The 12442-nt window shown below is 41.2% G+C and carries 10 protein-coding genes; 4 read left to right on the forward strand and 6 right to left on the reverse strand.

All coding sequences use genetic code 11. From position 1 onward, the window contains the following. The first annotated feature begins 45 nt into the window (after window positions 1-45). The gene (locus tag SSAL8618_RS08960) at window positions 46-927 is read left to right on the forward strand and encodes a DUF4300 family protein (protein WP_038676767.1); all 882 of its coding nucleotides are present in this window, start codon (window positions 46-48) and stop codon (window positions 925-927) included. A 121-nt stretch (window positions 928-1048) separates the two neighbouring features. Here SSAL8618_RS08960 and rpsR read toward each other — a convergent pair whose 3' ends face one another. The 3 genes from rpsR to rpsF are packed head-to-tail and all read right to left on the reverse strand — an operon-like array spanning window position 1049 to window position 2150. After that, window positions 1049-1288: a 30S ribosomal protein S18 gene (gene rpsR / locus SSAL8618_RS08965; protein ID WP_000068665.1), complete on the reverse strand. Its 240-nt coding sequence runs from the start codon at window positions 1286-1288 to the stop codon at window positions 1049-1051. A 41-nt stretch (window positions 1289-1329) separates the two neighbouring features. Beyond that, entirely contained in the window at window positions 1330-1848 is a 519-nt protein-coding gene (locus tag SSAL8618_RS08970) for a single-stranded DNA-binding protein (protein ID WP_002891844.1), read from the reverse strand. Between the two features lie 11 nt (window positions 1849-1859). Continuing rightward, window positions 1860-2150 (reverse strand): 30S ribosomal protein S6, encoded by a 291-nt coding sequence (gene rpsF / locus SSAL8618_RS08975; RefSeq protein ID WP_038676771.1) that lies wholly within the window; start codon window positions 2148-2150, stop codon window positions 1860-1862. A 204-nt stretch (window positions 2151-2354) separates the two neighbouring features. Here rpsF and SSAL8618_RS08980 point away from each other — a divergent pair, with 204 nt between their 5' ends. Continuing rightward, the gene (locus SSAL8618_RS08980; RefSeq protein WP_038676773.1) at window positions 2355-3308 is read left to right on the forward strand and encodes a hypothetical protein; all 954 of its coding nucleotides are present in this window, start codon (window positions 2355-2357) and stop codon (window positions 3306-3308) included. A 1167-nt stretch (window positions 3309-4475) separates the two neighbouring features. Next, a complete protein-coding gene (gene mutY / locus SSAL8618_RS08985; protein WP_038676775.1) occupies window positions 4476-5627 on the forward strand; it encodes an A/G-specific adenine glycosylase in 1152 nt (383 codons plus the stop codon). 297 nt (window positions 5628-5924) lie between these two features. Here the strand turns inward: mutY and SSAL8618_RS08990 are convergent, their stop codons facing one another. The 3 genes from SSAL8618_RS08990 to polA form a co-directional block, all read right to left on the reverse strand. Continuing rightward, window positions 5925-6185 carry a hypothetical protein gene (locus tag SSAL8618_RS08990; protein ID WP_002884687.1) on the reverse strand — a complete coding sequence of 87 codons (261 nt, stop codon included), beginning with the start codon at window positions 6183-6185 and terminating at the stop codon, window positions 5925-5927. A gap of 20 nt (window positions 6186-6205) precedes the next feature. Further along, a complete protein-coding gene (locus SSAL8618_RS10940; RefSeq protein ID WP_038676777.1) occupies window positions 6206-6607 on the reverse strand; it encodes a DUF6608 family protein in 402 nt (133 codons plus the stop codon). A gap of 553 nt (window positions 6608-7160) precedes the next feature. After that, window positions 7161-9800 carry a DNA polymerase I gene (gene polA, locus SSAL8618_RS09000; protein ID WP_038676779.1) on the reverse strand — a complete coding sequence of 880 codons (2640 nt, stop codon included), beginning with the start codon at window positions 9798-9800 and terminating at the stop codon, window positions 7161-7163. Window positions 9801-10029: 229 nt separating this feature from the next. On the opposite strand from polA, the gene SSAL8618_RS09005 reads away from it, so the two are divergent. Further along, window positions 10030-12378, forward strand: a complete 2349-nt coding sequence (locus tag SSAL8618_RS09005; protein WP_038676782.1) for an endonuclease MutS2 — start codon at window positions 10030-10032, stop codon at window positions 12376-12378. The last annotated feature ends 64 nt before the right edge of the window (window positions 12379-12442 follow it).

Consider the following 12442-nt stretch of genomic DNA (forward strand, 5'->3'; position numbering starts at 1 on the left):
TACTAAAATGTTAAAGTTAATAGACAAAAGAAAGAATTCCAATAGATGCGTATCAAATTCCCTCTACTAATCATTGCTTGCTGCCTATTACTTATGGCTTGTGGCCACAAGAATACTCAGAAAAACTATCAAGCTTACTATAGTTTTAACAATGTGACGTCTTCCACTCAGGAAAAACAACTAGCAAAAGCCTTAAAAAGCAAGGGCATCCCGACAAAAGACTGGGACAATCTAGCCCCTTATATTAGTCGTTACAATCAGGAAAATACAAACCTCCAACCAGTTGTCAAAAATTGGACCAAAAGTAAAATCGGCAAGGATCAAAATCAATTCGTCACCTTCCTTAATGAAAAAACTTTCGAAGATAACAAATCACATTTTACTAATGACTTAAACTGCCGACGAACATCATTCCTCCTTCTTCATGATCTTATTACAAGTTCAGAGGACCTCACCAAATTGGACCTCCCCCTTCAAAACGAATTTATAGATCTTAAGTCACGCCACAAAGAGCTAACTGCCAAGGATCAAGCTCTCTATAGTCTCCTCTTTGGGGATAATATCAGCTATCAGTCTACAGATGATCTTCTTAAAGCTTGGAAAAAAGCTGGACTCAAGTTCCCAGAAAAGGTTAAACTCCTCTCTGTCTTTCAAAATAGCCCTGGTGATGTCAGCAATTTCCACACGGCTATAGCTTATGAAAAAGATGGCAGTATCTATGTCTTTGAAAAACAGGACCCCACACTTCCTTACAGGTGGAGCCGCTTCAATAATTGGGCAGATATCAAAACACATTGGTTATCCAATCGCTTCAAAGTCTTCAAAAATAATGTTGATATCCTCGTTAACGACCAAAAATTTGATGATTTCTTAGAAAACGCCCTCTTTATACCACAAAACAACCAACTAGCTCCTCAAGACAAATGAGAGACCAGTTGGTTTTTCTTTACGCTTAACTATAAGACTAAATCTCTCCATTTAGCCCTAGAAATGTCTAAAATCTACAAAATCAAGACAGAAAAAAATACCCTCAATCGAGGGCATTATTTTAGTCTTCGTTTACGTAAGGCATAAGTGCCATAACGCGAGCGCGTTTAATCGCTGTTGTTACTTTACGTTGGTTTTTAGCTGAAGTTCCTGTTACACGACGTGGAAGAATTTTACCACGTTCTGAAACGAAACGGCTAAGAAGCTCAGTATCTTTGTAATCAACATATTCGATTTTGTTAGCTGCGATGTAATCAACTTTTTTACGGCGTTTGAATCCGCCACGACGTTGTTGAGCCATGTTTATTTCTCCTTTATATATTTAATTCGTTTTGTCCATTATTAGAATGGAAGATCGTCATCTGAAATATCCATTGGGTTTGAATTACCAAATGGACTCTCGTCACGACCGAAGTTTGGTGTAGATTGCGCAGGCTGTGATCCACCAAATGAACCACCAGTTGAAGCTCCACCACCGAATGAATTTGAATTATCAAATCCTCCAGCGTTGTAAGAACCACCACTGTGACCTTCACGTGCCGCACGGCTTTCCAACATTTGGAAATTATCAGCGACAACTTCAGTTACGTATACACGTTGACCTTGTTGATTTTCATAGTTACGAGTCTGAATACGACCTGTAATTCCAATCAATGCGCCTTTCTTAGCCCAGTTAGCCAAATTTTCAGCTTGCTGGCGCCAGATAACACAGTTAATAAAGTCAGTTTCACGTTCACCATTAGCACCCTTGAAGTTACGATTAACTGCAAGACTGAATGTAGCAACTGCAACATTACTTGGTGTATAACGAAGTTCCGCATCACGGGTCATGCGACCAACGAGTACGACATTATTAATCATAATTTACCTTCTTACGCGTCAAGTTTAACGATCATGTGACGAAGAATGTCACCGTTGATTTTTGAAAGACGGTCGAACTCGTTAAGAGCTACATCGTCGTTTGCTTCAACGTTAACAACGTGGTAAAGTCCTTCACGGAAATCTTGGATTTCGTATGCAAGACGACGTTTTTCCCAATCTTTTGATTCAACAACAGTTGCACCGTTGTCAGTCAAGATAGAATCGAAACGTGCTACCAAAGCGTTTTTAGCTTCTTCTTCAATGTTTGGACGAATGATATAAAGAATTTCGTATTTAGCCATTGATATTTTCCTCCTCTTTTGGTCTAATGACTCATGGTCTTTCGCCACGAGTAAGTGAGGTGCACTCACAAGATATAATTCTACCAAAGTTTGAGGGATAATGCAAGGAAAAAGTAAAGAGTTAGAAATTTGAATCCCTCAGAAAAAAAGTTAAGCCCTATGCGTTATCTTTTCTCCGGTCAAACTTCATGCTAAAATAAGAGAATGCTTTATCATAAAAAGAAATTAGGAGAAAAACTAGGACTTCCAACCTTTAACCACTACTACAATACTCCTATTACTTTCCTAGAATATAACCTTAAAAACTTAGATCCGAGTGATACCTACATTATCACTTTCAAACAGGACAATAACCTCTTTGTTGTTGACATAAGACATCAGCTTGGTCATACCAGTCATTTTGATACCGTCTCCCTCTTTGAACAAGACAAGCTCTTATCAGGTATCGCTGCTGTCCCTTTAGCCTCTGTTCATAGCATACAAATCTTGTCTTTTCCAGACAAGTTACACTCTCTGGACCCTAGTCAGCGTTTAAAAAATCTCGTCGCTCTTTACTACAAGGATGAAGAAATCATGCGTTACCTCAAGACGACTAAAAATATCGGTGATCAGGTGACAAGATATCAATTAGAGGCTAATCGACTAGAAAGACAAGGTAAGAGTTTTGACTTTTTCAAGTACACCAGTCGTGGCAAAATACGAGAAGAAAACGGTCTATCGGAAGTGTCTAGCAAGGACTACGACTTCATTCCTGATTTTCATCCCTTCTTAACCTCGCCAAGAAGCCAGCAGGTTTTAAGCGTCCCAGTAACCTACTTTGATGACAAAACAAAACAGACCGCTAGAATAGAAATCATGGGGTGGTATATCAAGGACCGACAACTTAAGATTCGTTGGAAACCCAAGTACATGCGCAAACGCCGATGGCGCTCATCACGTATCTCAATTGATATCGTGACCGACAACTACTTCTTCCAAGGACAAATCTATAGAGACAATAGCGCCCCCATATTTCTGAACAACCTAAGCTTTGATAGCAAGATTCCTAAGAGCTTCCTGCCGCATCTTAAAAATCAATACCAAATCTTTATGGCTCTAGTCGAAGAACAAAAAAGACTGGCTCTCCTACGAAAGGTCCAGTTAAACAATAAGGATTAAGTACCTTTCAGCAAAATTCAACATATCAAAAAGCTCATTCTTACACGCTAGAATGAGCTTTTAAGATTCTTCAATTGTCATTAGAACATCCTTTTGGAATTTTGTAAAAAATATTTTCATAAGGAGGAGTCATTGTGTGTCACCATTTTTATACCTAGCAATCATAGATTACCTCCATCAACTTACAAATAACTTTTTTGTATTGTAAATTTTCTATTACATTGGTATCACTCCCTAAGCTATTTTATGCAATAACTTGAAGTGTCTCCATTTTTATAACGTCCTAAATTCATCATCATAGTAATCACCTCTGATTCGTATGATTTGAGACCTATCTCCCCATTGACCACTCAATGAGATTTACTTGTCGCCGTTCTTATAACGACTTACATCAAACATCAACATAAGCGTCACCTCGGTACTTTGTTACAAGATTTAAGCATTTAACTTTTGTCGATAGTTTACTCATTTGGCATCGGTATCACTCCTTAAGCTATTTTACGCAACAGCTTAAGTGTCTCCGTTTTTATACCTACTAACATTTCTCATGAGCTTTACCTCACTTTTTGACGTTAATCTTGAGTTTAGCTTTCGATTTCTGGTGGTATCACTCCCTTGTAGCTATTTTATGCAACATTTTTAATCGCCGTTTTTATACCTACTGATATTTTTCATGAACTCACCTCGTTCATCTTAAGAATATAGGATTTACGTTTCGTGTGGCATGGGTATCACTCCTTAGGCTATTTTACGCAACAACCTAAGTGTCTCCATTTTTATACCTACTAACATTTCTCATGAGCTTTACCTCACTTCTTCTTAAGTTAACAGATTTGAGTTTAGCTTTCGACTTCTGGTGGTATCACTCCCTTGTAGCTATTTTATGCGACTGAATTAATCTCCGTTCTTGTAACGTCCTACTGTCATGCGGTCACGCTCCTCAGAGATGATTGGTAAAGTTATTTGTTTTGCCTACTGTTTTGTTTAGAGATCTTAGTCTCCGTTTTTATACCTTGAAATATTGACTCTCACCATGGCTTTTACCTCCTTGATGAATCCTTATCTTCTTTACACTCTTAGTATAATGTAAACGCTTACTTTTGTCAATCTTTTTAACAGAAAAACGCATAATTTTTTGAAAAAAGATTTCTTTGCTACAATAGAGATATGTTAGATTTAAAAGAATACGGCATTGTCATGTGGGATGCTGAGAAAATCGCCTCTTTTCGTCGTACACTCCTGGACTGGTACGATCGAGAGAAACGAGACCTACCGTGGCGTAGAACTAAAAATCCCTACTATATCTGGGTTAGTGAAATCATGCTACAACAAACCCAGGTTCAGACTGTCATTCCCTATTACGAGCGCTTTTTAGACTGGTTCCCAACAGTTAAAGATTTGGCTGAAGCTACAGAAGAGAAGCTTCTCAAAGCTTGGGAAGGGCTAGGTTACTATTCACGTGTCCGAAACATGCAAAAGGCTGCTCAACAAATCATGGATGACTTTAATGGTCAGTTTCCAGATACTTATGAAAACATTGCCAAACTCAAGGGCATCGGACCCTATACTGCTGGTGCTATTTCCAGCATCGCTTTTGGACTCCCAGAACCCGCTGTTGATGGTAATGTTATGCGAGTCATGGCTCGTCTCTTTGAGGTTAACTACGATATCGGAGACGCCAAAAATCGTAAGATTTTCCAAGCAATTATGGACATTTTGATTGACCCTGACCGTCCAGGTGACTTTAATCAGGCGCTTATGGACCTTGGAACTGATATCGAATCAGCTAAAAATCCGAGACCAGACGAAAGCCCAATTCGCTTTTTCTGTGCAGCCTATCTCAACGGAACTTATGATAAATACCCCATAAAATTACCTAAGAAGAAGCCTAAACCTATGCAAATTCAAGCTTTTATTATCAAAAATGAAAAGGGAGAGTTTTTGCTCGAAAAAAATGTCGAGGGACGTCTACTAGGTGGTTTCTGGTCCTTCCCTATCATGGAAACGGACTTTATTGGTCAACAACTTAGTCTTTTTGAAAAGGACGATTGTATTCTCGAGACAGTCTCTCAAAAGGCTATTTTTGAGGAAAATTATGCCCTCAAACCAGAGTGGACGAGCAGTTATTTTACACCTGTAAAACATACCTTCAGCCACCAAAAATGGACCATCGAGATGGTAGAAGGTAGCGTTAATGACGACAAACTCACTACCGATAAGGAGCTATGCTGGGTAGCGGCTGAGGACTTCGACCAGTTCCCAATGGCCACACCACAGAAGAAAATGATTAAAACTTATAAAGACAGCAAAAAAGGATAGCATTGAGTGCTACCCTTTTTCTTATGCATCAAGTTTATTGTGCTTCCGACCACGCAAAGCAAGGTATACCTTTGAAAGAACTACTCCCAGAAAGATATAAAACAATTCCAAATAAGTCACATTTTTTGACATCAAAAATTCAATCATAATACGACACTCCTTTTTAGTAAGAACTCCTGTCTCTGTTCTCAGTTATGCTTCTATTATAGGTAAGAGGGTCAATAAAAAATAGTGACATAAATGTCACTATAGAGAAAACAAAAAAGCCAAAACATTTAAGTTTCAGCTTGGGAATTATTAGTCTACTTTGTAGAAGAAATAACTATCATCTGTGGTGCCATAAAGCGACTGCCCACCCCAGATACGATCCTTACTTTTATCTGACTGATCATCGGCTTTCTCATTTGGCGATGACATTACAGAACCAGTCAAAGATACTCCTTTGGGTAAAAATGCTAATGTTCCACCACCAGGACCAACTTCTTTTGGCACAAGTCCTGCTTTAAAAAAGCCATCAGTAATTTTACCATATTCAATTGCTACCTTTGCCGTATACAATCCTATAAATTGGAATTAATTTACTTCATTGTCTCTTTCTTTTTTCTACATTTGTACACAATAAAATGGACTATACAAAATATAACGAACATAGACGTGAAATTTATCCAGATGTCCATATACGCGGACTGAGCTAAATTTTCTCTAAAGCTCGTAGACCATACATAAAAAAATGCAAGCAAAACTGTCGGTATGTACGAAACTGCATATCTTAGAACCATAGGCTTTATAATCAGCTCTGTAGCCAGAGCATATGCCACTACACCTATTAAAACTATGATTGCTCTGTCTATTTCGTGCCAGTTTCCGCTCGGATCCTCATATATTCCGTTATATAAATACAAAATGCTGTTTAGCACCGTTACAAATGTATATAAAACCGTATATGCGAAAATCAAATTCTTATATTTATCCTTTTTCATTGCACTACTACTCCAGAAATTCAAATTTGTTTATCTAATTATAAAATAAAGGTTAACGATTAATCAATTTAATTATATAACTAAAATTAGAAATGTTTATTCCAAATTTATTTGAGAGCTGTTCTAAGTTATTCCTTCCTTTCTAAGTTCATAGATTAGAACTTGTAACTTGCTCTTCGGATGAAAGCCTCTGCTACCGGCCAAGGCTTAAAAAACCACCGAATAGTTCCACTTCAGCACCACCTTTGCTAGCTGACCCGACTAGCAAGTCTCATTAGTATATTAGCTACTGGTCGGGAACCCCTATCTAATATAACACTTTAGGGGGACTTTTTTGATACATCGTTAAAAACTTTTCGGAACCACTAGCATATCTGGTGGTTTTCAATAGACAAAAAAGCCGGACCTCAGTCCAGCTTTTATCTGTCTATTTCTACTTGGTCATAAAGTAGGTGATAATCACCAACACTGCTACGATAGCTAGAACAACGGCCAGAAATCCTAGCATGTAGCGCAAGAGAAAATAGGTAAATGGAAAATTTTCTTTCATGTTTTACTTTGCCTCATACCATGTGCGGCCGTCATTCTCATCTGCGATGAGAGGGACAGCGAGTTCGACTGCAGCTTCCATGGTTTCTTTGACCAAGGCTTTCATCGCTACAAGTTCGTCGTTTGGCACCTCAAGGACGATTTCATCGTGCACCTGTAGGAGCATCTTAGTTTTATAGCCACCTTCTACCAGAGCCTTATCTAGGTTAATCATAGCAATCTTGAGGATATCAGCAGCACTTCCTTGGATAGGCGAGTTGATAGCTGTACGCTCTGCGAAGTTGCGAACATTAAAGTTACGAGAATTGATATCTGGCAACTCACGACGGCGGTGGAAGAGGGTTTCTACATAGCCCTTATCCTTGGCCTCACGAACCACATTATCCATATAGGCCTTGATACCAGGATAACGTTCAAAGTAAGTATCGATATACTCCTTGGCCTTCTTACGGCTAATGCCTAAGTTGTTGGATAGACCAAAGTCAGAAATGCCATAAACGATACCGAAGTTAACAGCCTTGGCGTTACGACGATCGTTAGGTGTGACATCCTCTGGCTTTTCAATACCAAAGACACGCATGGCTGTAGAGGTATGGATATCTGCCCCCTCTTTAAAGGCTGCAATCAAATGCTCATCTCCCGAAATATGGGCAAGCACGCGCAACTCAATCTGTGAGTAATCCGAGCTTAAAAGCACTGCATCCTCAGTCGATGGGACAAAGGCCTTACGGATGAGACGACCTTGCTCCAGGCGAACCGGGATATTTTGCAGGTTGGGATCCACTGATGACAGACGTCCTGTCTGAGTTAGATCCTGCACATAACGGGTATGGATTTTACCATCCTCAAGGATATAATCCTGAAGCCCCAAGACATAGGTAGACTGAAGCTTAGTGATTTGGCGGTACTCCAAAATCTTAGCTACGATTGGAGCAATTGGTGCTAATCGTTCAAGGACATCCACAGCTGTTGAGTAACCTGTCTTGGTTTTCTTAGTGTATTCCAAAGGTAGACCCATCTTTTCAAAGAGGATAACACCCAACTGTTTAGGCGAGTTAATATTGAACTCCTCGCCCGCCATCTCGTAGATTTCTTGGGTCAATTTGTCAATGACCACTTGGTTTTCCACTGCCATCTCGTTAAGGGTTTGTCCCTTGACCTTAATACCAGCGATTTCCATCTTAGCTAGCACATTTGCCAGTGGTAACTCCATGTCAAAGAGAAGCTCTGATTGACCGTGTTCAGCCAACTTTTCTAGCATGACCGGTTTAGCGACCTGAAGGACCTTGACTTTTTTAGCCAGGTGGCTAAGTAAGACCTCTTTTTCAGGAACCGCACGCTTAGCTCCCTTGCCATAGACCACTTCATCTGTTTCCAACGGTAGGTCCGTATAGAGACGGGCAATGGTTGACAATTCATTATCCTCAACGGTTGAGAGGAGATACTTAGCCAGACGGGCATCAAAATTAGCCGTAGGCAAGTCAATCCCTAGATGGCTCAAAAGGACCTTACTACGCTTGAAATCGTAGATATTAACAGCTTTTGAAAGAGCTGTCTGGAATGCCTCTGATTTGAGTAGGTCAGTATCTGTAGACGCATAAATCTGCTTGTCATTCCCCCAAGCAAAACCGATGATAGGTTCTGTGTGATAATTGTCACCAAGAATCTCAAAATAGAAGAAATCATCAGAACTAAAGTGACCCGCTGTCACTTGGCTAGGCTCAGTATAGGCCACATCAAAATCCTGCGGCACAGCCTCTCCACCAAGGGCATTTTTGAACTGAACAAAGCCCATCTCGTCATAGAAGGCCGCCAATTTTTCAAGGTCAGGTCCCGTAAAGGCCGTATCATCTAGGCCAATTTCAATAGGAGACTGGGTATCAATGGTCGCCAAAGTCTTAGAAAGGAAGGCTTGATCCTTGTCGTTGATGAGATTTTCCTTCATCTTGGACTTCTTCATCTCATCAATATGCTCATAGATACCTTCAAGGGAACCGTGTTCCAAGAGGAGCTTAAGACCAGTCTTTTCACCAATCTTAGTAACTCCTGGAATATTATCGGACTTATCACCCATGAGGGCCTTGAGGTCGATGAATTGCGCTGGGGTAATCCCCATTTTCTCCATGAGGTAGTCAGGTGTGAAGGCCTCAAACTCAGCCACACCTTTCTTCGAAATCTCAACGACTGTGTTTTCGTCAGTCAGCTGAATCAAGTCTTTATCCCCTGAGACAACCGTGATTTGATAGTCTTCACTGGTGTTTTCAGCCATCTTAGCCAAGGTACCGATAATGTCGTCTGCCTCGTACTGAGCCAGGTCATAATAGGCGATACCACGTGCAGCCAACATCTCACGAATATAAGGAAACTGCTCACGGAATTCCTCTGGAGTCTTGGCACGACCAGCCTTATAATCCGCAAACATCTCTGTACGGAAAGTTGTTTTCCCAGCATCAAAAGCTACCAAGACATGAGTCGGCTGGATTCGCTCAAGCAGGTTGTCCAACATGAGGTGGAAACCGTAAATAGCATTGGTATGAAGGCCATTATTGTTACGAAAACGGTCAATTTGATTATAGAGTGCGAAAAAGGCACGAAAGGCAACGGATGAACCGTCAATTAGGAGTAATTTTTTCTGATTAGTCATAGGTTTATTATAGCATAGATGAGAGCATTGGTTTTGATTGAAAAACTCTTATTTTGCGGAGACTGTTTTATAAAATAGTCGTTCAAAGATAGAAACTGAAAGGAAAATTGTCCAGAGACAAGCTGTAAAAATAGTCAGTCAACAGCTGATGGCAAAAGTCCGCTCACAAAACGATCTCAGGCATTTCCCACCTCCACGCCCCATATCCAAATATGCTATAATAGGAGCTATGAACACAAAGATTTTAGACCAATTAGAATTTAACAAGGTCAAGGACCAGTTCACAGAATACCTGCAGACTGAACAGGCTCAGGCGGAGTTACGTGACTTGGTGCCTATGACCAATCCAGAAAGAATTCAAAATCAATTTACAGAAATTCAAGAAATGGCTGAGATTTTCGTAGAGCACCATGGCTTTGCTATTGGTAGCCTGAGAGATATTTCTGAGCCCTTACGTCGCTTGGAACTGGATGCTGATCTCAATATCCAGGAGCTCATTGCCATCAAGAAGGTGCTGCAAGCTTCGGCTGACCTTGGTCGCTTCTACGCTGACCTTGAAAATGTTGAGCTCGTCGCTCTTAAACGTCTTTTCGAAAAGATCGAGGCCTTCCCAAGTCTACAAGGAAGCCTTCAAAGTATCAATGATGGTGGTTTCATTGAGCATTTTGCTAGCCCTGAGTTACAAAATATCCGTCGTCAACTCAAATCTTGCGATGATGCCATTCGCCAGACCTTGCAAGACATTCTCAAGAAATCTGGTCACATGTTGGCTGAGAGTTTGATTGCTAGTCGTAATGGTCGTTCAGTGCTTCCTGTCAAAAATACCTACCGTAACCGTATTGCTGGGGTTGTGCATGACATCTCAAGCTCTGGAAACACAGTGTATATCGAGCCACGCGCCGTTATCCAGCTTAACGAAGAAATTACACAATTACGTGCAGACGAACGCCATGAGATGGCCCGCATCCTGCATGAACTGTCTGATCAACTCCGTCCACAAGCTGCTGCTATCGCCAACAACGCTTGGATTTTGGGCCACATGGACTTTATTCGTGGGAAATACCTCTATCTCCAGGATAAGAAGGCGGTTATTCCAAAGATTAGTGACAACCAAACACTCCAACTGCTTAACGTTCGTCACCCACTTTTGATCAATCCAGTAGCCAACGATTTGAGATTTGATGAGGACCTCACAGCCATTGTCATCACAGGTCCCAATACCGGTGGTAAAACGGTCATGCTTAAAACTCTAGGACTAGCACAACTGATGGCTCAATCTGGTCTTCCAATTTTGGCTGATAAGGGCAGTCGTGTGGCCATTTTCCAAGAGATTTTTGCGGACATCGGAGATGAACAGTCTATCGAACAGAGTTTGTCAACATTCTCTAGTCACATGACCCACATTGTCGAGATTTTGGATGCTGCCGACAACAACAGTCTTGTCTTGGTCGATGAGCTTGGGGCTGGTACTGACCCTCAGGAAGGGGCTAGTCTAGCCATGGCAATCCTAGAGCACCTCCGTTTGAGTCAGATTAAGACCATGGCTACTACTCACTATCCTGAGCTTAAGGCCTATGGGATTGAGACGCAACATGTGGAAAATGCTAGTATGGAGTTTGACACAGCAACTCTAAGCCCTACCTATCGTTTTATGCAGGGTGTCCCTGGTCGCTCTAACGCCTTTGAAATCGCTCGTCGCCTCGGCTTGAATGAGATTATTGTCAAGGAAGCAGAAAACCTCACGGATACTGATAGTGATGTCAACCGTATCATCGAGCAACTTGAAGCCCAAACTGTGGAAACACAAAAACGTCTGGAGCACATCAAGGACGTTGAGCAAGAAAACCTTAAATTCAACCGTGCGGTCAAGAAACTCTATAATGAATTCTCCCATGAGTACGACAAGGAACTCGAAAAGGCTCAGAAAGAAATTCAAGAGATGGTGGATACAGCTTTGGCTGAGAGCGATAGTATTCTCAAAAATCTCCACGATAAGAGTCAACTCAAGCCTCATGAAGTTATCGACGCCAAAGGAAAACTCAAGAAACTTGCCCCTCAAGTGGACCTCTCTAAGAATAAAGTCCTTCGTAAGGCCAAGAAAGAAAAGGCTGCGCGTGCCCCTCGTATCGGAGATGATATCATTGTTACCGCCTATGGTCAACGTGGTACCCTTACCAGTCAAGCCAAAAATGGTAACTGGGAAGCCCAGGTAGGTCTCATCAAGATGACACTCAAGGCGGATGAATTCACTCTTGTTCGTGCCCAAGCGGAAGCCCAACAACCTAAGAAGAAACAGATTAACGTGGTTAAAAAAGCCAAAAAGTCATCTGGCGGTCCTCGTGCCCGTCTAGACCTTCGTGGGAAACGTTACGAAGAAGCCATGCAAGAGCTTGATGCCTTTATTGACCAAGCCCTACTTAATAACATGAGTCAGGTGGACATCATCCACGGTATTGGTACAGGTGTCATCCGTGATGCTGTTACCAAATATCTCCGCCGTCATCGCCATGTTAAAAGTTTTGAATATGCCCCACAAAGTGCCGGTGGTTCCGGATGTACCATTGCAACCTTAGGGTAAAAATAGTTAAGAAAGACTGAGACCTTGTGTCCGGTCTTTTTCATATCCTACCAAAACAAAGAAC

The sequence above is a fragment of the Streptococcus salivarius genome, from assembly GCF_000785515.1.
Lineage (GTDB): Bacteria > Bacillota > Bacilli > Lactobacillales > Streptococcaceae > Streptococcus > Streptococcus salivarius.